General features: G+C 32.8%; 18 protein-coding genes. 14 read left to right on the forward strand and 4 right to left on the reverse strand.

What is annotated here, in order from left to right:
- Positions 1 to 11 precede the first annotated feature (11 nt).
- A complete protein-coding gene (tfrB, locus tag Q4Q16_RS00595; protein WP_303345451.1) occupies positions 12 to 1,487 on the reverse strand; it encodes a fumarate reductase (CoM/CoB) subunit TfrB in 1,476 nt (491 codons plus the stop codon).
- Positions 1,488 to 1,593: 106 nt separating this feature from the next.
- Here tfrB and iorA point away from each other — a divergent pair, with 106 nt between their 5' ends.
- Genes iorA through Q4Q16_RS00610 form a run of 3 tightly spaced genes read left to right on the forward strand, consistent with a single transcriptional unit; the run spans position 1,594 to position 4,408 of the window.
- Complete coding sequence (gene iorA, locus Q4Q16_RS00600) at positions 1,594 to 3,486, forward strand: indolepyruvate ferredoxin oxidoreductase subunit alpha (RefSeq protein WP_303345452.1); 1,893 nt, start codon at positions 1,594 to 1,596, stop codon at positions 3,484 to 3,486.
- Between the two features lie 4 nt (positions 3,487 to 3,490).
- Positions 3,491 to 4,075, forward strand: a complete 585-nt coding sequence (locus Q4Q16_RS00605) for an indolepyruvate oxidoreductase subunit beta (RefSeq protein WP_303345453.1) — start codon at positions 3,491 to 3,493, stop codon at positions 4,073 to 4,075.
- 54 nt (positions 4,076 to 4,129) lie between these two features.
- Positions 4,130 to 4,408: a hypothetical protein gene (locus Q4Q16_RS00610; protein ID WP_303345454.1), complete on the forward strand. Its 279-nt coding sequence runs from the start codon at positions 4,130 to 4,132 to the stop codon at positions 4,406 to 4,408.
- A 52-nt stretch (positions 4,409 to 4,460) separates the two neighbouring features.
- Here the strand turns inward: Q4Q16_RS00610 and Q4Q16_RS00615 are convergent, their stop codons facing one another.
- Positions 4,461 to 4,892: an amino acid-binding protein gene (locus Q4Q16_RS00615; protein WP_303345455.1), complete on the reverse strand. Its 432-nt coding sequence runs from the start codon at positions 4,890 to 4,892 to the stop codon at positions 4,461 to 4,463.
- A gap of 8 nt (positions 4,893 to 4,900) precedes the next feature.
- Positions 4,901 to 6,202 carry a phenylacetate--CoA ligase family protein gene (locus Q4Q16_RS00620; RefSeq protein ID WP_303345456.1) on the reverse strand — a complete coding sequence of 434 codons (1,302 nt, stop codon included), beginning with the start codon at positions 6,200 to 6,202 and terminating at the stop codon, positions 4,901 to 4,903.
- A 311-nt stretch (positions 6,203 to 6,513) separates the two neighbouring features.
- On the opposite strand from Q4Q16_RS00620, the gene Q4Q16_RS00625 reads away from it, so the two are divergent.
- From Q4Q16_RS00625 to Q4Q16_RS00665, 10 genes are all read left to right on the forward strand, one after another.
- Positions 6,514 to 8,127, forward strand: a complete 1,614-nt coding sequence (locus Q4Q16_RS00625) for a sodium:solute symporter (protein ID WP_303345457.1) — start codon at positions 6,514 to 6,516, stop codon at positions 8,125 to 8,127.
- On the forward strand, positions 8,124 to 8,237 hold the full coding sequence (locus tag Q4Q16_RS09260) for a symporter small accessory protein (protein ID WP_368660200.1): 114 nt from the start codon (positions 8,124 to 8,126) through the stop codon (positions 8,235 to 8,237). The genes Q4Q16_RS00625 and Q4Q16_RS09260 overlap by 4 nt, the downstream gene beginning before the upstream one ends.
- Positions 8,238 to 8,785: 548 nt before the next feature.
- A complete protein-coding gene (locus tag Q4Q16_RS00630) occupies positions 8,786 to 9,889 on the forward strand; it encodes an ABC transporter substrate-binding protein (protein WP_303345458.1) in 1,104 nt (367 codons plus the stop codon).
- A gap of 10 nt (positions 9,890 to 9,899) precedes the next feature.
- Positions 9,900 to 10,913, forward strand: coding sequence for an iron ABC transporter permease (locus Q4Q16_RS00635; protein WP_303345459.1), 1,014 nt, complete (start codon positions 9,900 to 9,902; stop codon positions 10,911 to 10,913).
- The gene (locus tag Q4Q16_RS00640) at positions 10,904 to 11,707 is read left to right on the forward strand and encodes an ABC transporter ATP-binding protein (protein WP_303345460.1); all 804 of its coding nucleotides are present in this window, start codon (positions 10,904 to 10,906) and stop codon (positions 11,705 to 11,707) included. The genes Q4Q16_RS00635 and Q4Q16_RS00640 overlap by 10 nt, the downstream gene beginning before the upstream one ends.
- A gap of 9 nt (positions 11,708 to 11,716) precedes the next feature.
- Positions 11,717 to 12,286, forward strand: coding sequence for an FmdE family protein (locus tag Q4Q16_RS00645; protein ID WP_303345461.1), 570 nt, complete (start codon positions 11,717 to 11,719; stop codon positions 12,284 to 12,286).
- A gap of 215 nt (positions 12,287 to 12,501) precedes the next feature.
- The gene (locus Q4Q16_RS00650) at positions 12,502 to 13,155 is read left to right on the forward strand and encodes a peptide ABC transporter permease (RefSeq protein WP_303345462.1); all 654 of its coding nucleotides are present in this window, start codon (positions 12,502 to 12,504) and stop codon (positions 13,153 to 13,155) included.
- Positions 13,152 to 13,793 (forward strand): MotA/TolQ/ExbB proton channel family protein, encoded by a 642-nt coding sequence (locus Q4Q16_RS00655; protein ID WP_303345463.1) that lies wholly within the window; start codon positions 13,152 to 13,154, stop codon positions 13,791 to 13,793. Before Q4Q16_RS00650 ends, Q4Q16_RS00655 begins: the two co-directional genes overlap by 4 nt.
- Positions 13,794 to 13,797: 4 nt before the next feature.
- Positions 13,798 to 14,100: a DUF2149 domain-containing protein gene (locus tag Q4Q16_RS00660; RefSeq protein WP_303345464.1), complete on the forward strand. Its 303-nt coding sequence runs from the start codon at positions 13,798 to 13,800 to the stop codon at positions 14,098 to 14,100.
- Between the two features lie 42 nt (positions 14,101 to 14,142).
- The gene (locus tag Q4Q16_RS00665; RefSeq protein ID WP_303345465.1) at positions 14,143 to 16,230 is read left to right on the forward strand and encodes a nitrous oxide reductase family maturation protein NosD; all 2,088 of its coding nucleotides are present in this window, start codon (positions 14,143 to 14,145) and stop codon (positions 16,228 to 16,230) included.
- A 110-nt stretch (positions 16,231 to 16,340) separates the two neighbouring features.
- On the opposite strand, the gene Q4Q16_RS00670 is transcribed toward Q4Q16_RS00665, so the two are convergent.
- A complete protein-coding gene (locus tag Q4Q16_RS00670) occupies positions 16,341 to 17,891 on the reverse strand; it encodes a hypothetical protein (protein WP_303345466.1) in 1,551 nt (516 codons plus the stop codon).
- A gap of 595 nt (positions 17,892 to 18,486) precedes the next feature.
- Here Q4Q16_RS00670 and Q4Q16_RS00675 point away from each other — a divergent pair.
- Positions 18,487 to 20,289: an Ig-like domain repeat protein gene (locus tag Q4Q16_RS00675; RefSeq protein WP_303345467.1), complete on the forward strand. Its 1,803-nt coding sequence runs from the start codon at positions 18,487 to 18,489 to the stop codon at positions 20,287 to 20,289.
- Positions 20,290 to 20,322: the final 33 nt, after the last annotated feature.

Genomic DNA, 20,322 nt, shown 5'->3' on the forward strand with positions numbered 1-20,322 from the left:
TCCTAATCCAATTATTCATAAGCTTTATCCAGCAGTTCTAAAATGTGCATACATTTTATATCTCCACAGCCTATTTCATTTAAACCGTCCTGTATGTTTAATTGACAAAATGGGCATATGGTAATTACTGCATCAGCACCTGTGTCTTTAATCATTTCTGCTTTTGATTTAGATAGTTCCATTGCAATTTCAGGTTTTCCGGATTTTATTCCTCCGCCGGCACCGCAGCACTGGCAAGGATAAAGCATCTCTTTAAATTCAATGCCCGGAATTTTTTCAATAACTTCTCGGGGAGCATCTTTAATGCCCTGCCCTCTTCCTAAATGACATGGATCGTGATATGTAACGGTCATGTTCAATTCTTTTAGTTTGTCTTCATCAAGCTTGTCTACTAAAAACTCACTAATGTCCATTACATTTAAGTTAGAGCCAAATTGCGGATGGTTGTTCTTTAAAGTAGATCCGCAGCCGGAACAGATTGTAATTATAGTATCATAATCCTTAAATACTTCCTTATTCTTATCAACAAGTCCCTGTACGACATCTGTCTGACCAGTTCTTAAAAGGGGAGAACCGCAGCAAACTTGGCCTTCAGGAACATCAATGTCTATTCCATTTTCTTTTAGAACTTTAACTAATTTATGGCCAATTTCAGGGAATTTGTAATCAACCATACACCCGGTAAAGAAAGCTATTTTGGACCCTGTTTTATTTTCAGCTTCTTCGATAAATGACGGTTTATCGGTTGTTATTGACCTTCCTCTTTTCTGAATATTTTCCTTAAATGCAACATGTTTTGGAAGAGGTCCTGAACCGTTGGCAACTGCAAGAGCCCTCATTTTTTCTATTGCATCACCGAACGTATTGATATTTTTAGGGCAAACTGCCAAACATTTGCCGCAACTGGTACAATTGTATAAACCTTCATCAAGTGCTTCTTTAAGCCTATCAAAATTATCTCTCGGGTCGGTATCAAATTTGTTGATGTATCTCATTAAATATGGTCCACCAAATTCTTCTGTTGCAATATTGACCACCGGACAAGTTGAATAACAGGAATAGCATTCAATACAGCTTCTCACCTTTTTAGTATCTTGAGTGTCCTCTTTGGTTATGCTTGTGTCTAATTCCTCGCAAGTGTGGTCGCATTGCAAAGACAGTTCCAGGTCTTTTACTTTTGCTTCGATACTTGATTTATCAACAATTAAATCTTTAATGACTGGGAAATTAAGAGGTTCAATAATTGCTCCATCTTTAATTTCTTTTTGACAGGCAAGAGCTCCATTTCCTTTAAATAAAATGCCGCAAGACCCGCATTGTCCTGCTCTGCAGGAGCTTCTAAAACTAATATCTGCATCATATTTTTCATTAATAGCTTGAAGGGCGTCAAGAACTTTCATATGAGGTGTTTGTTCAATTTCATAACACTCCAAATGAGGCTCTTTGTCGGTTTCTCTATTAAATCTTGAAACATAAACTTTAATCATTATTCTTCCCCATTCTTAAAAACTTATAAATTATTATAATATAATATTTATATCTAAAACTATTATATAATTTATATGTATTAATGATTATTTTGAGGAAAATATAATGAATTTAAAAAAATTAGTCACAGGAGTATCTGGTGAAAAAGAATTTTTACTGGGTAATGAAGCTGCTGTAAGGGGAGTTATAGAAGCTGGCGTTTCTATTGCAGCTACATATCCAGGAACTCCTTCATCAGAAATTGGAAATGTGTTATCAGTATTGGCCAAGGATGCTAATATTTATTTTGAATTTTCTACTAATGAAAAAGTCGCAATGGAGGTTGCAGCAACTGCAGCTGCCTCAGGTCTCAGGTCATTTACATTCATGAAGCATGTAGGTATGAATGTTGCATCTGATTCATTTATGACAACTGCCTATTCAGGCGTAAATGGCGGGATGGTTATATTGTCAGCTGATGACCCGTCACTTTTCTCATCTCAAAATGAGCAGGACACCCGTAATTATGCAAGATTGGCCAATGTACCTATTTTAGAGCCTTCTAACTGTCAGGAAGTAAAGGACATGGTTAAATATGCATTCGATTTGTCCGAACAGTTTAACATACCGGTAATTGTCAGAACAACCACTCGTGTATCTCACATGAGGGGTGTTGTTGAATTTGGAGATGTGGAGGATAATTCATCAAATAATGAAAATCACTGGAAAAGAGGTCATTTTAACAAAGACCCTTCCAAATATGTTCCTGTACCTGCATTTGCAGGTGATATGCATGTAACTCTTTGGGATAAAATCCATAAGATTGAAGATTCAACTAATAAAAGTGATTTAAACCGTGAAATCGAGTTTTCAACCGATAAAAAATATGGATTAATCGCTTCAAGCAGCGCTTATAATTATGCTTATGATGTTGTAAAATTCAACGGTTTGGATGTAAATATTTTAAAATTAGGATTTTCATATCCTTTCCCAAAGGAAAGGGTTGTTGAATTCTTAAAGGATTTGGATGAAGTATTTATTGTAGAGGAAGTTGACCCGATTATTGAAAGGGATACTCTGGCATGTATCGGTTCTGAAAATCTAAATGTGGAAGTCCACGGTAAATTAGATGGAACTTTTCCGATTTATCATGAATTTAACTCTGATATCGTAGCTGACGGATTAAATAAAATATTGAACTTTAAAAAGGATGAGGACATTGCATTTTCACAAAGCCTGGAAAAACTAAACGATGAAATTCCATCAAGAGTTCCTGTTTTATGCGCAGGATGTCCTCACAGAGCAATGTATTACGGAATAAACGTTGCAATTGAGGAATTGGGCCTAAAACCCTCTGATGTAATCTTTGCTTCAGATATTGGGTGTTATACATTAGGTATTAATCCGCCTTACAATGCTGCGGATTACTTATTGTCCATGGGTTCTAGTGTAGGGGACGGTTGCGGATTTTCAGTTTCAACAGACCAGAAAGTGGCCAGTTTTATAGGTGACTCCACATTTTTCCACAGCGGAATTTCTCCATTAATAAATGCAGTACATAACAAACACAACTTTGTTTTAACAGTATTGGATAATAGGATTACCGCAATGACCGGAGGACAGCCAAACCCAGGAATTCCTGTTGATGGGATGGGGGATGAGGCTCCCGAAGTATCTATTCGTAAGTTGGCTTTAGCTTGCGGTTGTGATTATGTACGTGTAATTAATCCGTTTAATTTAGAACAGGTTGTTAAGACTTATAGGGAAGCACTTGAAAGAGATGATGTGGCTGTAATTATATCAAAAGCTCCATGTACTTTAATTAAAGGTTTAACTAAAAAACCTCCAGTGAAATTCATTGAAAGTAATTGTAATAAGTGTGATAAATGTGTAAATGGATTTGCATGTCCGGCAATTTCCAAAATCAATGGTAAAATCATAATTAATGAATCTCAATGTGATGGATGTGGGGCATGTATTCAGGTTTGTAAATATGGAGCTTTAGAGGCAGGCAGGTGAAAAAATGGATAATCATTATAGTATTTATATTTGCGGTGTTGGAGGTCAGGGAATTATTAAAACCTCAACAATCATTGGCGAAGCTGCAATGAATCAAGGTTTGGATGTGGTAATGAGCGAAATTCACGGTATGTCACAAAGAGGAGGATCTGTTTCTACCGAGTTAAAAATAGGTGGTTACAACTCATCAATCATACCTAAGAAAGGTGCAGACATGCTGCTTTCCTTTGAACCTATTGAAACAATAAGGGGATTGGATAAAGTAAACAGTGAAACTAAAATCGTGTATAATACTCATCCGATTATTCCGTCTTCAGCCAATAAGCCATATCCTAATGTGGATAATATTACAAAAACTTTAAAAGAGAATTTTAAACATGTCCTCCCCATTAATGGAACACAATTGGCTATTGATGCTGGAAGCGTATTATCATTAAACATGGTTCTTTTAGGTGCTGTTACAGCTGATGACAAATTCCCTCTTACAAAAGAATCAGTTATTGAAGCTATGAAAAATAATCTAAAACCTAAATTCCATGAAATGAATTTAAAAGCTATTGAAAATGGATATAAATCAATCAAAAATTAAAAATTTAAATACTATTTAAACTAAAGACCTATATAGATATTAAAGTGTGATATTATGGCTTACAAAATTGACAATGCTATTATAAAAAAAGACATTAATGGGCAGGTAACATTAATTGATCCAGAAAATGTTTTTGGTGATGAGGATGCTTTTATTGCAATTAAAAGTGATGATTTAATTACTATTCAACTTTTAATCAATGGCATTATGAGAAACGATTTTAAAAATTGGAGAGAAGTAGGGGCTATTCCTGAAAGAGAACCAATTAAAAGCCTTTTTGTCCGCTTAGGTTATTCAAAAGAAGATATAGCTAATATGTTAAAAGATTTCTAGCTGTATCTGATTATTTTTTAAAAAAAATAGTTTAGAAAAGATTAAATCTTTTCTATAAATTTTTAATGTCTTCTGTTTCTAAAATTTTAACATTGCTGTTATTTAATACTTTGATGGCTTTTTCCATATCCTCTAGTCTCATAACAACAATGGCTTCATCACTTTTGCTGCTTACAAATGCATATAAATATTCCAAATTAATGCCCTGTTCATCGAATATTGCCAATGTTGAGTTCAAACCGTTTGGCCTATCAGGAACTGATAAAAGAATGACCTCATTTTCTTTTACAATAAAACCATCTTTTTCAAGAGCTTCTATTGCTTTTTTGTTATCAGAAACGATTAGTCTTAAAATTCCATATTTTGTCGTATCAGCTATTGATAGTGCACGGATATTGATATTTTCTTGAGCTAATGTGTTAATAGCTTTTTTAATCCTTCCTTCTTTGTTTTCCACGAAAATTGAAATTTGTTTAACTACCATTTTATCACCTATTCAAAATTCCTTTCATCAATTACACGAACAGCTTTACCTTCACTTCTCGGGAGTGAATCCGGTTCACAAATGGTCACATCAACTCTAAGTCCAGTTTCAGACCTGATGGATGCCTGGATTTGTTTTTCAACCTTTTCCATTTCTTTCATTTCATCGAAGAATAATTCTTTTGTTGCTTCTACTTTAACCTCTACTTCATCTAAAATGTCAGGTCTTGTTACATGAATCATGTAATTAGGGCTAATGCCCTGAATTTTAAGTAATGCTTTTTCAATTTGTGATGGGAACACCATAACTCCTTTGATTTTCAGCATATCGTCACTTCTGCCGGTGATCCTTGTCATTCTGACGGTTGTTCTTCCGCATTCGCATGGCTCCTCAATTAAAGAAGTTAAATCCTTTGTTCTAAATCTTAAAATAGGCATTCCGGTTTTTGTCAGGGAAGTAAGCACAAGCTCTCCTTTTTCACCGTGATCCAATGTTTCGCCAGTCTCGGGGTTGATGATTTCGGGATAAAAATAATCATCTTGAATGTGCATTCCATTTTGCTCACTGCACTCCTGAGCAACGCCCGGACCCATAACTTCTGTTAGACCATAGATATTGTGGGTTTTAATTCCAAGAGATGATTCGATTCTTTTTCTCATCTCGTCAGTCCACATTTCTGCTCCATGGATTCCTGCTTTTAAATTAATCTCGTCTAAGGAGATTCCTGCTTTTTCACGGGATTCTCCAAGATACATTGCATAAGATGGTGTACAGGTCAGGATATCGCTTTGAAAGTCAATCATTGTATCAAGTTGTCTTTTAGTGTTTCCTGCTGAAATCGGAATTGTAATTACGCCCATCTTATTTCCTCCATGGTGAATTCCAAATCCTCCGGTAAATAGGCCATACCCGTATGCATTTTGAAGAATGTAATCCTTTTTAGCACCTGCCATTTTAAGGCCGCGCGCAATACATTCTCCCCAGATTTCTAAATCATTTTGAGTATATGCTGTAACGGTTGGTTTTCCGGTTGTTCCTGATGACGCGTGAACTTCAACAATATCATCCCGCGGAACTGCAAGCAGACCTAAAGGATAAGCTTCTCTTAAATCGCTTTTGGTTGTAAATGGAATTTTTTCTATGTCTTTTAAACTTTTGATGTCTTCAGGTTTTAAACCTGCTTCGTCGAATCGTTTTTTGTAAAACTCTACATTTTCATATGCAAGTTTTGCTGTTTTTTGCAGTCTTTCTAGCTGTATTTTTTCTTTCTCATCTTTACTCATACATTCGGCTTTCTCGTCCCAAAACATACTATCCCTATTTTTATCAAATTTTTCTTAAATAACATTATAAATATTTCATCTTATTATTATAAAAGTTTATTATTATAATGAAATCCTTCTGAAAAATATTATTTTATTTTGTTATTGCTTATAAAATGTTGTGGTGAAGGATAATTGATTTTTAGAGTCATGAAGTGATATTGTGATGTTGGGGTAATTTATTTTTAAAAAATGCTCCGGCTGAATACTTTAATCCTGACTAGTAATTTTTATATAATTCGCATATCAAATAAATATATTGTATACACTTTTTTGTATTTTTTTTAGGAGAATTATTTATGAACGTGATGATTTTAACAATCGTATTTATAATCTATATATTTTCGCTTGTTTTAGTAGGATATTATGCCTATAAAAAAAATGATTCCTCCGAAGACTTCATGATTGCCGGTAAAGATACCCACCCTTTCATTATGGCAATGAGTTATGGTGCGACTTTTATTTCAACGGCAGCTATTGTTGGTTTTGGAGGAGTTGCCAGTGAATATGGTATGAGTGTTTTATGGTTGGCATTCTTAAACATTATCATTGGTGTATTTATTGCATTTGTATTTTTAGGAAAGAGAACTCGTAGAATGGGGCATGCTTTGGATTCTTTGACTTTCCCTGAGTTTTTAGGTAAACGTTTTGACTCAAAATTTATACATTATGTCTCAGGTTTAATAATTTTTTGCGCAATGCCGATTTATGCGGCAGTAGTATTGATTGGAGCTGCCAGATTTTTGGAATCTTCATTATTAATCGATTTTAGCATTGCTTTACTTATATTGTCAATTATTATTACATTCTATGTATTGTTTGGTGGTATTCGTGGTGTAATGTATACTGATGCATTGCAGGGAAGTATTATGGTTGTAGCCATGGTATTCCTGCTTGTATTTGTATACTGGTTACTTGGGGGTGTTGAAACAGCAAACACCGCATTGACAAACATGGTTCATTTATACCCTGCCAGCGCCACTGCAACGGGAGGAACCGGGTGGACGGCATTTCCGGAGTTCGGATCTCCATTCTGGTGGTCACTTGTATCATCCACTCTTGTTGGTGTAGGTATTGGGGTGCTTGCTCAACCTTCATTGATTGTAAGATTCCTAACAGTCAAATCAGATAAAGAATTAAACAGGTCTGTTTTGATTGGAGGTATTTTCATTGCAATCATGCCAACAACCGCTTATATTGCAGGTTCACTTTCAAATGTATACTTCTTTGATAAGCTGGGCAAAATTGCAATTGATGTAGTTGGTGGAAACATTGATAAGGTCATTCCAACATTCATTACAATGGCGCTGCCTGAATGGTTTGTATATATTTTCTTGCTTTCATTAATTGCAGCTGCAATGTCAACAATTTCTTCACAACTGCACACTCAGGGTACCTCATTTGGTGTGGATATCTATGGAACAATAAGAAACAAATCCAAACAAAAAATAGATCAGGTAACTATTACAAGGATAGGTATCTTAATAGCTATTATCTTGGCGTTAGTAATGGCATTTTTACTTCCTGGAAGCGTAATTGCACTTGGAACAAGTCTGTTTTTCGAAGTTTGTTCAGCAGCATTCCTGCCTGTATTTTTAGGAGCGCTTTACTGGAAAGGAATTACAAAGCTAGGAGCAATTGCAGGAATTCTTTCAGGAACATTTGTCAGTTTATTCTGGTTAGCATTTGTATTTAAGAAGACCGCTGTAGGACTTGGAATCTGTAAAATGATTTTTGGTGTTGAAACATTATTGCCTGCAGCGCCATGGCCGTTTATTGATGTAATGCTGATTGCAGTACCGATTTCAGCCTTATTTACAATTATTGTAAGTCTGCTTACCAAACCTCCTGCTCAGGAGGTAATCGATAAAGCATTTTCAGACATAGATAATAAAGGAAGTGAAGCGCAATGATGGTTTTGGGAATAGAAGACCCGCTGATTTGGGGAGTATATGTGGGAATTATCTTATCAACACTTCTATGTATTGTTTATGGTATTGTAAACTGGAATAAAGGAGATTAAAACCAACTTCTCCCGGAGAATGTTGAAATATCTTTCTCTGTTAAATTGGTTTAATGGAAAAACATTTAAATTAATTTCCTTTGTTGTCTTAAGACATATGCAGTATTGAGTTATTTCAATAAATAACTCATAATTTTTTATTTTTTTTATATTTGGTGCATTATTGAATGCATTTTTTTTTAAATCTTATCTCACTTTTGCTTTTTTTACTGTCTGCGGTTGCAGGGTAGAATTTTTCTTGTTAAACATTTATTTTTCCGATTAGCTTATTTGCACTTCCATATCTTAAAAATTCATAAGTAAAGTTTTTTAATTAATCTGATGTGCAGTATCATTGTTCAGTAAAATAATAACGATATATTGATTTAATTTAATTAAAACAAGTCATTTTATAATTTATATATGATTTAATTCATTGTTATTTAATTAATTTTTATTTAATGTTATATTTGTTAATTATTTTTTCTTTTATTTTTTTTAGAAAGATTATTAAATAACTTAGTGAATATATATTCCTATCGAATATTTTTTTTATTTGGGGGTTTGTAATGGAAAGGAAAATTAAAGTTATAGTTTTAATGTTAGTTGTTTTGGTGGCGATTGGCGTTGCTACTCATTTATTTTTAAGTCCCTCCACTACCGGCAGTGAAGGTTCTCAAAATATAACTGATATGATTAATAGGACAGTGGAAATACCTGCCGTTAAAAATGTTGTAGCCACTGCTCCTCCGATGACTACTGTGGTTTATATGATTGCTCCTGATAAATTAAAAGCGGTTAACTTCCAGTGGACTGATGAAGAGTTGAAATATGTGCCGAATGAATATGCAAACTTCCCCGTTGTTGGCGGTTGGTATGGTACTCAGGATGGAAGTTATGAAGAATTTATCGCAGCAGAACCTGATGTTGTAATAGAATCCATTGATGAAGGCAGCGGAGGAGATTTGTCCACTGTTAATCAGCGTCAGGAAAAATTCGGTAAAATTCCTGTTATTGGAGTTCGTGACACTACCAATGTCAAAAAAGTAGGAGAATCCATACTGTTCATGGGAAAAGTTATAGGGGCTGAAGATAAAGCCAATCAGCTTAATGATTTTAATAATAAATATTTGAATATTGTACATGATAAATCATCTAAATTGTCTGATGGTGAAAAAAAATCGGTTTATTATGCCTGCGGCAGTGATGGTTTACAGACTTATCCTTCAGGTGCTTCTCACGGTCAGTTAATTGATTTGGTAGGTGGAAAGAATGTTGCAGATTCTATAAATCAGGGCAATACTACAACAGGTGCACAAATATCTATCGAACAGGTCATTAAATGGAATCCTGATTTGATTATTACCAGTGATATGGATTTCTATAATAAAGTTTATAATGATTCAAATTGGGCGCATATTAAAGCAGTTCAGAATAAAGAGGTTTACCTGTCACCACAATCTCCGTTCAAATGGTTTGATAGGCCTGTTGGTGCTAATATGATTATTGGCGTTCCATGGACTGCAAAAGTAATTTATCCTGATGATTATAAAGAATTCAACATGGTTGATGTTACTAAAGAGTTTTATAGTAATTTTTATCATTTTGATTTAAGCGATGATCAGGCAAGGGATATTCTAATCAGTTCAGGACTTGATGAATCAAATTTTTAGGGTAGTGATTATGGATAAAGAATCAAGGGAAATTATAAGTATCTTGCTTTTGGTTTTCTTACCGGTTATTTTATTTTTCGCATCATTTCTGCTTGGAAGATATCCCATTAGTCCGGTTGATGTTATAAAAACAATATTGTGTCCACTATTTCCTCAATTGGAAGTTTCATCAACAATAACCACCATTGTTTTTGAAATAAGGCTTCCAAGGATAATTGCAGCATTTGTTGTTGGAGCATCACTTTCAATGGCTGGAGCAGCATTTCAGAGTATTTTTAAAAACCCTCTTGTATCTCCGGATTTGCTTGGCGTATCTAATGGTGCAGGTTTTGGAGCGGCATTGGCTATTTTGTTAAGTGGTGTTGGCTTTGTAACTCAGATATTTGCGTTTATATTTGGAATCATTTCAGTTTCAATTACTTATCTGATTTCAAAAGCTTATAAGGCCGGCGGAATATTGGTCTTAGTATTGTCAGGGGTTGCCATTTCGGCATTTTTCAGTGCGTTAATTTCTGCTATAAAATTCATTGCAGATCCTGATGATAAGCTCCCTGAAATAGTATACTGGTTAATGGGAAGTTTAGCTTCTGTAACTACAGACCAGCTGATAATGATTCTCATTCCGATAATTATAGGTTTTATAATTCTTATAACTCTCAGATGGCACATGAATCTACTTGCGATGGGTGATGAAGAAGCACAATCATTAGGCCTTAATCCGACAAAAGTCAGGTTATTGATTATTGCGGGATGTACTTTACTCACTTCCGCTTCAGTATCTGTAAGCGGTATTATCGGCTGGATTGGACTGGTTATTCCTCACATGACTCGTATGATTGTCGGTCCTGATAATAAAATATTGATTCCTGCATCATTAAGTTTAGGTGCAAGTTTCCTATTATTGATAGATAATATTTCACGTGCATTAATATCAATAGAAATTCCGATTGGTATTCTGACAGCCATTATTGGTGTGCCGATATTTTTATATCTACTTAAGAAGGGGTATTCAGAATGGGCTTAAATGATAAACTGTTTGATGTTAAAAATATTTCATTTTCCTATGGCGATGTGGAAATTTTTTCAAAAATTAGCTTTTCTGTTGAAAAAGGAGACGTATTATGTATTTTAGGTCCGAATGGAACTGGAAAAACAACTTTAATCAAGTGTCTTAACGGATTGCATGATATAAATGATGGTGAAATTTTAATTAATGGCGAAAATATCAAAAAATTATCTTTTAAGGAAATATCAAGACACATCGGTTACATTCCTCAGTCCCACGTTCCGTCATTCCCATTTAAAGTTTTGGATGTTGTAGTTATGGGCAGGGCACCATACCTGAATCTAACGGATTCTCCCAAAAAGGAAGATATTGAAATTGCCATAAATTCCCTAAAGATTTTAGGTATTGAAAATCTTAAGGATAAGGAATACACCAATTTAAGCGGTGGAGAAAGGCAGCTGGTGTTTTTAGCAAGGATATTGTGTCAGCAACCCGACATTCTGATATTGGATGAGCCAACTTCACATCTGGATTTTGGAAATCAAATCAAATTTTTAGAAATTGTCGATAATCTGGCAAAAGAAGGTCTTTCAATTATAATGACATCCCATTTTCCTGATCATGCATTTTTAAGTTCAAATAAAGTGGCAATAATGAAAGAAAAAAAATTCATAGATTTTGGAAGTCCGGATGATGTTGTAACTGAAGAAAATTTAAAAGAAGCTTATTCAATTGATGCGAAATTAATTGAATTGGATAATGAAAGGAAAGTCTGTGTTCCTTTAAAAACAAATTTAGAATTAGATTTATAAGGTGATTATATGAATGAACAAGATTATGATGAACAGTTAGCAAAAGCAGCAGAATTTCATGGCCATATTTGTGGAGGAATTGCAATCGGAACTAAATTGGCAATGTACGGTCTTGAATTACTTGGATTGGGATTTAATCAAAGACATAAAAACCTCATTGTCTTTTTGGAAATTGATAGGTGTATGTCTGACGCAGTTCAGTCTGTTACCGGTTGTTCCATGGGTAAAAGAACCCTTAAACAAATGTATTATGGTAAATTTGCAGCCACATTCTATAATACAGATACTGATGAAGCATTAAGGATTACTGATGCTGATGCAAATAAAAAGTTCAAGGATGAAGAAACAAAAGATGAAATGATTGCTCGTTTTAGAAGAACTCCTCCTGAAGAACTGTTTAAAGTAGATAGGGTCAAAATAGAATTGACTCCTGGAGACATGCCTGGCAAACCATATACAACCACATTCTGTTCTGTATGTGGTGAAAAGGTATCTGACGGTCGTCATGTTCTTAGAGGTGGAAAACCGGTCTGCAAGTCATGTGCTCAAGAGTCATATTATGAATTGATTGAAGATTAGTTTATAACCTTATTCTTAATTCTTTTTATATTTTTTATTTTTTTAATTTTTATTTCTAATTCCTTTTTATTGCTGTTTTATTGATTTTTAGACTATTTTTTTTAATTTGGATTAGTTTTACTTCATTAATTTATTTTTTAATAAATAATTGCGATATGTTTATATATTCATATTTAGAAATATTATTCCATAACAAAGAATTTGGGTGTTGAAAAATGGATTTGATTGGGGGTTATTTACTAATTGCTTTATTGTTATTTTCAGCTAATTTAGCTCTTTTACTTGGCAATTATCAGATTAATAATAAAAGGACAGCAGCTATTGGCTTAATATTTTCAATAATGTTATTTTTAGCGATGAGCGTCTCCAAATATTTAAGTAATCCATTATCCTTTCTAACTGATTATTTTAACTATTTATTTTTCATTATTTCAATAATCCTATTTGTTTTAATGGTAATTTATATGAAAAATAGTAATAATTTAGTTTATTTGATTTATTCAATTTCAGTAATGTTTTTTATTTCAACTTTATTATTGTCATCTCAGGCAAATTTATTATTTTCTGATGTGATTATTTATTCTTTGTTAGTTTTAATTACTGTATTTATTGTTTATCAAATTTCAAAGTTTTTAACTCATGCAAAAAGACAATACCCTGTATTAGTTGGCGAATTTATGAGTTTATTTTCAATTCTGGTCTTTATTTTTGCTCTAACATATGATTCTACAAGAAATATTGACTACACCATGTTTAGTTCATTTTTGATTTTAACTCCAACTTACCAGTTAATTTATCTTATAATTGGAATAGTTGCACTGATGATTTTGGGTGTCCTTTTAAATGAGAGTAAAGGAGGAAATTCATGATAATTCAAGGAACTGAAACATTAACTTCATTGATTCATATACTTTCGGAAAGTTTATTGACTCCAGTTGTCGTTTTAATTATTATATCTGTTGTAATAGTTATTTTGTCATTTGGCGGTCTTATTAATGAGTACATATCAAGAAAGCCAATCAGTTCAAATGAATTGGAGCAGTTAATAAGAAATGTTTCATTTTCAAATGATGTTTCAAAGCTGAGAAATGAGATTGAAAATAGTAATCTGTTCACTTTTCAAAAGGAAATCCTGATTAAAATAGCTAATAATTATGATATAGGTCAGGATGCAAGAAAAGCGCTGGCTAGTGAACTAATTTCAAATGAAGAAACAAAATTAATTAAAAAGACTAATAAAACTGATATTCTGATAAGAGTAGGTCCGATTTTAGGTCTTTTGGGAACATTAATTCCTTTAGGTCCTGGTCTGGCGGCACTGGGTACCGGAGATATTTTAACTCTTGCCCAGTCACTAACTATTGCATTTGATACAACTGTAACAGGATTGTCTGTCGGGGCATTGTCTTATTTAATATCAAAATTTAAAAAACAGTGGTATGAATCAGATTTGATTAATGTCGAATCTATTGTTGAGGCGGAACTTGAAGCTATAAACAGGTGGTAGATTTATGCTTAGAAAAAGACGAAGGATTTCACAGGACTATGATGATGATCCTATGGGAGGATTAAATAACCTTTCGGATGCTATGCTTGTTTTAGCTTTAGGATTTTTAATCTTTGCAATTATGGCTCTGTCTGTAAATCCTGATTTAGTTTCAAATCAGCAGACCACACAAGATGTATCGACTGCAAATACGTTTACCCAAAATTACACTAGTGCCGGAGGTATTGAGGATAGCGGATATAGTGAAGTGGGTAAAGTTTACGAAGATCCAAGTACCGGTAAACTGGTTCTTGTATCTGGAGGGTGATTTATATTTATTAATTAACTAGAACATTTAAGGAGGTGAAAAATGAATAAGAAATGTTTCGTGATTATATTGATTCTGTGTGCATTAGTTTCATTAAATTTCTGTGCCGCTCACGAAATTGATAATTCAACAGAGATTATTGCTCAGCAGGACAATTCTACCGGAATTCTTGAAAGCAGTAATGCTGAGATTCTGTCTGCATCAGATAAGCCGAATACTTATATTGATGCTGTAAGCAATACTACATTTGACGTGGTCGGCGAGTATTTCAAAGTGAAATTGTCTGATGGGAATAACAAATCAATTTCTAATGTTAAGGTGGTATTTACAGTAAATGGAGTCAGTTATACTAAAAATACTGATTCCAAAGGTATTGCTTCACTTCAAATTAGACTGGCTGATGGTTCATATAAGATTACTTCAAAATTCGCTGGTAATTCCATGTATAAGGCGTCATCATACACAACTAAGATTACTATGAATAATACTCGTGTTGTTGAAAGCGGTTTGACCAACGCCGAGATTCAAAATATTATTGATAATGCTAAAGTAAACAATATCATTTTGTTTAAAGGAGCCAGCTATTCAGATATTAATCTTGTAATCACTAAAAGTTTGACTCTACTTTCCAATGTTAATACTGTGTTAAAATCTACTTCAAATTCCCCAGTCATTACTATTAAAGGAAAAAATGCTTCTTTAACTTCCGTTAAAGGCTTTAACATACAGGGTAATGGTGATGGTGTCAAAGTAGATGGATCAGATTATGTGACTATTATTAAAAATGACATTACAACCAGAGGCAGCGGGATTGTTGCATCAAATGTAAAATATCTAAATATTACCAAAAATAATATTGTTAAGAATGGCAAATGCGGAATAATCCTCTCTTCAGCCAACAACTCTTATATTGTTAATAATAAGATCACAAATAATGGTGAAAACGGTATTGTTTTGACAAAATCCAACATGATTTATATTCATGAAAATACTGTTTCAAATAATGTTCGAAACGGCATTCTTCTAACTAATAAGTATAACGGATTCAGTCATAAGACAGGTCCTCAAAATGTATTTATTACCAAGAATACTGTCAATAAAAATAAATGGGACGGTATTTCAGTGGATTTTGCAGGAGATAATATAAATATTAGGGGAAATACTATAGATTCAAATGCGGATAATGGAATTTCTCTTAATAAAATCGGACATAACAACATTCAGTCCAATGTTATTACCAACAATTATGTGGGCATAAAATTCGCTGAAGAATATGCAAAACCTAAAAACCAGAAAATTGAATATAATGCAATTTATGGCAGCTCTCATGTTGAAATTGAAGCTAAAGAGACATATGCTACTGAAAATGGTGAAAAGTTAACTGTTGGTGATAATTGGTATACTGACAATGGATTGCTATGTCCTAAAATCAGTACAAATAATTTAAAGTTTACTGTAACACAAATTGGTAAAAACCAATTTCAGGCATCATTTGTTGATTCAAAAGGAAATATTGCAACCTTGCTTCCTGATAGGGTTTTAACTTATAAGACTAATGACGGCAAAACATTTTCTGTCACAATAAGTGGAGGTATTGGAACGTTCACTGTAGATGCAAAAGATGCCGACATTATTAAGGCCACTGTAGACCGCAGTAGTAGAAAAAATGTTTTTGATTCAAAAACACCTTCTTCTGCTCCAATCAACGGCCAATCTCCAACATATAATCTGCCAAGTATTCCTCAATATGGTTTATTTGAAGATATTGGAAATGGAGGAGGTTCTGGAGATGGCAACGGTCAAGGATCAAACGGCAATGCCAATAGAGGTAACGAATCTTCACATCAGTCTAGTGACAATGCTGGAAATAGTTCCCATAGTCAAAAAATGGAACCGAATGACAGTCCTGCAAATCAGGTAAATGATGTTTCACAAAGTTATGACTCATTAGATGTGGCACAGGCAAGTGCATCTGAAAGCAGCGGTGCAAATGCAGATTCTGGTTCTACTGCAAAACAGATTATTATAGATGATGAAATTTTTAAGGTTAAAGGTACATTCTTAATCATTCTGTTAATAATTTTAACAATCGGTTTGTATTACCGTGATGATATAAAAGATATTATCTAAACTTTAAAAACTTTTTTTCTTTTTTTTTTAAATTCAATTATTGTTCTTTAAGATAAAAAAGAGCAGGCACACGATTTTTCTTTAAAATAAAAAAAGAAGATAAATATTGGCTATTTATCTTTTGAATTTTGTTTTTTGTAACCTATAATCAATGCTAAAAATATGATTATCAGACAAATTATTACATATATTAATTTCGGAGACTGGGATTTGGAAACTGATTGTGTTTCATTTAATTCATATGCCTTTTCGTCTTCTCCAGCAGAAGCGGTTGAATTAATATATATCTGATTATCTGATTGTATTTTATTGCTGGTCGCATTAGGTAGAGCTATTTTTATATTATCCAATTTGCTGTTTGAATTGTTTAAATCAAAGTTTTCAACAGGTTTGTTGTTATTCGGATTTTGATTTTCATTATTTTCCTGATTTTTATTGTTTTTAATGTTTTCTAGATAATTCTCAGGGAAATAATCCTTAATTAAATCATTATATCTATTTAATAAATTCAGATTCAGTTCATTTAATAAATTAGATTTTGAAGTATGGCTTACTTTAATTCTTGAAGTTACGTTGTTCGGATCATTCACTCTGTAGTCATTAGGGTTTTCATCTCCCCAGTCATTGTTGTTAAAGTTAGGATATAAGTTTTCCGCATGTCTCCATTTTATAAAGACTTCCATACCTTTAGGGGCGGAGTTATTTGTAATTAAATTATTATTGACATTTATATAGGTTTTTGCCTTATACATTGGCTCCTGTATATAAAATGAACCTCCTGTTTCACCTCCGCTGTTATTAACAATAATGGAGTTTTCAAGGTTTAAATTACCGGAAACCATTACCGCTCCTCCATTAGTTCCAGCAGTATTGTTCATAAATATGCATCTGTTAATGTGTGATGTGCCGGACCAGCTATAATATGCCCCTCCCCATTCATCAGCATGATTATACATAAAAATACAATCTTCAACATGGCCGTATCCATAAATACTGACTCTTATAGCGCCACCGTCTCTGCAAGCAGTATTATTTATAAAAACACTATTGTAAATATCTGAATTGGCATAACAGGTAGTTACTGCTCCTCCATCATGGTCTGCATGATTATTGATAAATAACGAATTATTTACAAATAGGTATGCTTTCTGATTAGCAGTTCCGTAGTTGGATATTGCTCCGGCATTGGTGTTGTTAAGTGCAGTATTGTTGATGAAATTACAATAATCTACATAAACATGACCGGTTTCTATGGAGATTGCACCTCCAAAATTATGGGTTAATCCATTAATAAATGTTAAATTTTTAAAAGTAACATATGTAGAGTCATTGTTTATTAAAAAAATACTGGATTTTCTATCGCCATCAATTATGATGTCTGATGGTTTCCCGTTTCCGTGAATTGTTATGTTTTTGGTGATTGTCACGTTATGAATATGGTAAGTTCCTGGATTGATAACAATTTTATCGCCATTTTTTGCATTAATAATTTTATTTTTCAATTCCAAAGATGCGTCATCTGTTTCATCATCGGAATTTGTTTTTAAAATATTTAAGTCATCTTGAATACTTAAAAGATTTTCATCGCTAATACCGGTTAAATCATCGTCTGTGGCACTAACTGCTGTGACTGAAACTAGCATAATTACAAATACAATCATTAAGAATATCTTGGATTTAATTTTTTTCACCTCCTTAATTTTCTTAAATCAAATGATTTTGTAATTTAATGTTTATATTTCAATATATAATAAACTTTATGTCGTAAAAATATAATTTTTATTAATATTTTTTTTATAATGATTTATTATGGGATTTATTAGTTTTGGTGTAGTAAAATATGAATTGTGTTGTTAAAAATCATGCATTGATGATTTAAACTATTTAATTCAATTTTTTTTCATTTTACTAAATATTTATTATTTTTATTGTTGTGAATCTCTTTTCATATTAATTATTTTGCTTTATAATTATTTATATAATTAAATTTAAATTAAAATATCTTTATTTATTTTTCAACGAATTTATATATGTGCATATATGAATAAATCTTATTTTAATTTATTTTATTAAATTTAAACTAATATTAATTATTTTTAATTTTGGCGATAAATAATAATCTTTATATTACATATCGATATAAAATATTAATTATACTTATATTCAAATAAAAGTGATTGGTTTTTTTCTTAAAATTTTATTTCAATATAGTATAAGTTTCAATAATTTAATAAATGGAGAAAATGGAGAATAATTATGAAGAATAAAAAGATAATCATGTCTCTTTTATTAGTTGTTCTTGTCGCATTATCATTAGGTGTTGTTTCTGCAGAAGACCCTGCAGATTCTGCTGCTGATAATCCTGCTATTGAGGTTAGCGGAAATAGTATTACACCTCCAACAACTGACGCTGCAGGTGTTCAAGAGGCTGTTAATAGTGCAATTTCAGGAGATACTATTTTATTAGGAGACAAAACATATGATTTTGCTGATGCAACTGTAACCGTAAATCAAAAAGATAAACTTACTTTTAAAGGTGATGGCGTAAGTACCACTATTAAAGGTCATGGTGAAGGAAAAGGATTGTTCCATATAACTGAAAGTGCAAACGTTACTTTTATAGGTATCAAGTTCATTGACACAAACCCTAAAAACAATATTGTATATGGTGGTTCAATTAATGGTAATGGTATTAACTTCGATGGTATAGGTTCATCAAAGGGTACTGTAGATAACTGTTCTTTTAAAGACTTCAATCAGGCTGTCGTTGTTAACAAATGTAATAATGTAACTGTTAAAAACAGTAATTTTACTGGCGGTATCGCAACCAAACTTATTAACGACCCTACTGTAAATAAAGAATCTGGTTCCAAAATGATTAGTGTAGGCGGATCTTTCTATCTCAAAGTTATTAACAACACATTCGATGGTCGTGTACTTGATGCAATTTCAATTGCAAAAGGTAGTGGAGACGCTTCAATTATAGGAAACACTTTCAAAAATAATGCTTATTCCATTTACTTCGGAGGAGCATCTACTGAAGGTACTTACATCTATGATAACACATTTATTAAATGTGGTCAATTTGAATTAGATAATGGTACTGTTTGGGGCGAATTCCCTGTAATCAGTATTCAAAAAGCATCTGAAGGTGTTTTCTTCAACAATAACACTTTCTATGTTGTAAACAATAATCTATTAATCGCTGCTGAATCAAGCAATCCTTCTCACGGAGCTCCAAGTACTTTAGGTAACATTAACGTAACTAATAATAAAATTATCAAAGCTGAAGGAGAAGATGTTATTGGTCGTTCAGTAACTTTAATACACATTTTAAGCAGATCAGGAGACCTTAATCCTAAAGCTCCTATCACTATAACTAACAACACTTTCTTTGCAGGTGTCAGACCTCTCGTAATTTGGTATAATGATTGGGGTAATGAAGATGGGGAAATTGTAATTCCTCAAGCTCCTGAACCAATACCTATTCCAGAACATGTTGCAACCGATATTGCAGCTTCTAACTTAAATGTTTATGCAGGAAATAATGGTGTTCTCAAACTCACTTTAAAAGATGTAAATGGAAATGCTGTTGCTAATAAAATGGTGACTATTGTTATTGATGGTGTAACCAAAACTGCAACTACTGATGATAATGGTATTGCAACTTTAAATGTAAAATATGCTTCTTCTGGAACTCATTACGCTACAATGGTTTTCACTGGTGATGCTAACTACACCGGAGCTACTAAAACAGTTAAGATTAGTGTGCTTAAAAAAGCAACTGCTTTAACCACTGCTAAGAAAACATTTAAAGTTAAAGCTAAAACTAAAAAAGTAACTGCAACTCTTAAATCCGGTAAAACTGTTCTCAAAAATAAAAAAGTTACTTTAAAAGTTAATGGTAAAACCTATACTGCTAAAACCAATGCTAAAGGTGTTGCTACTTTCAGCATTAAATTAGCTAAAAAAGGAACATTTAATGCATATTATAAGTTTGCTGGAGATGGAGCTTACAAAGCAATAAGCAAAAAGAATACTATTGTTATTAAAAAATAGAATGTAATATTCTATTTTTCCTTTTTTCTTTTT

Origin of the sequence: Methanobrevibacter sp., assembly GCF_030539875.1 — an archaeon.
Lineage (GTDB): Archaea > Methanobacteriota > Methanobacteria > Methanobacteriales > Methanobacteriaceae > Methanocatella.

Bases quoted from the DNA above. Each gene is read 5' to 3' on its own strand.
- tfrB (WP_303345451.1), bottom strand. From the start codon at position 1,487: ATGATTAAAGTTTATGTTTCAAGATTTAATAGAGAAACCGACAAAGAG.
- iorA (WP_303345452.1), top strand. From the start codon at position 1,594: ATGAATTTAAAAAAATTAGTCACAGGAGTATCTGGTGAAAAAGAATTT.
- Q4Q16_RS00605 (WP_303345453.1), top strand. From the start codon at position 3,491: ATGGATAATCATTATAGTATTTATATTTGCGGTGTTGGAGGTCAGGGA.
- Q4Q16_RS00610 (WP_303345454.1), top strand. From the start codon at position 4,130: ATGGCTTACAAAATTGACAATGCTATTATAAAAAAAGACATTAATGGG.
- Q4Q16_RS00615 (WP_303345455.1), bottom strand. From the start codon at position 4,892: ATGGTAGTTAAACAAATTTCAATTTTCGTGGAAAACAAAGAAGGAAGG.
- Q4Q16_RS00620 (WP_303345456.1), bottom strand. From the start codon at position 6,202: ATGTTTTGGGACGAGAAAGCCGAATGTATGAGTAAAGATGAGAAAGAA.
- Q4Q16_RS00625 (WP_303345457.1), top strand. From the start codon at position 6,514: ATGAACGTGATGATTTTAACAATCGTATTTATAATCTATATATTTTCG.
- Q4Q16_RS09260 (WP_368660200.1), top strand. From the start codon at position 8,124: ATGATGGTTTTGGGAATAGAAGACCCGCTGATTTGGGGAGTATATGTG.
- Q4Q16_RS00630 (WP_303345458.1), top strand. From the start codon at position 8,786: ATGGAAAGGAAAATTAAAGTTATAGTTTTAATGTTAGTTGTTTTGGTG.
- Q4Q16_RS00635 (WP_303345459.1), top strand. From the start codon at position 9,900: ATGGATAAAGAATCAAGGGAAATTATAAGTATCTTGCTTTTGGTTTTC.
- Q4Q16_RS00640 (WP_303345460.1), top strand. From the start codon at position 10,904: ATGGGCTTAAATGATAAACTGTTTGATGTTAAAAATATTTCATTTTCC.
- Q4Q16_RS00645 (WP_303345461.1), top strand. From the start codon at position 11,717: ATGAATGAACAAGATTATGATGAACAGTTAGCAAAAGCAGCAGAATTT.
- Q4Q16_RS00650 (WP_303345462.1), top strand. From the start codon at position 12,502: ATGGATTTGATTGGGGGTTATTTACTAATTGCTTTATTGTTATTTTCA.
- Q4Q16_RS00655 (WP_303345463.1), top strand. From the start codon at position 13,152: ATGATAATTCAAGGAACTGAAACATTAACTTCATTGATTCATATACTT.
- Q4Q16_RS00660 (WP_303345464.1), top strand. From the start codon at position 13,798: ATGCTTAGAAAAAGACGAAGGATTTCACAGGACTATGATGATGATCCT.
- Q4Q16_RS00665 (WP_303345465.1), top strand. From the start codon at position 14,143: ATGAATAAGAAATGTTTCGTGATTATATTGATTCTGTGTGCATTAGTT.
- Q4Q16_RS00670 (WP_303345466.1), bottom strand. From the start codon at position 17,891: ATGATTGTATTTGTAATTATGCTAGTTTCAGTCACAGCAGTTAGTGCC.
- Q4Q16_RS00675 (WP_303345467.1), top strand. From the start codon at position 18,487: ATGAAGAATAAAAAGATAATCATGTCTCTTTTATTAGTTGTTCTTGTC.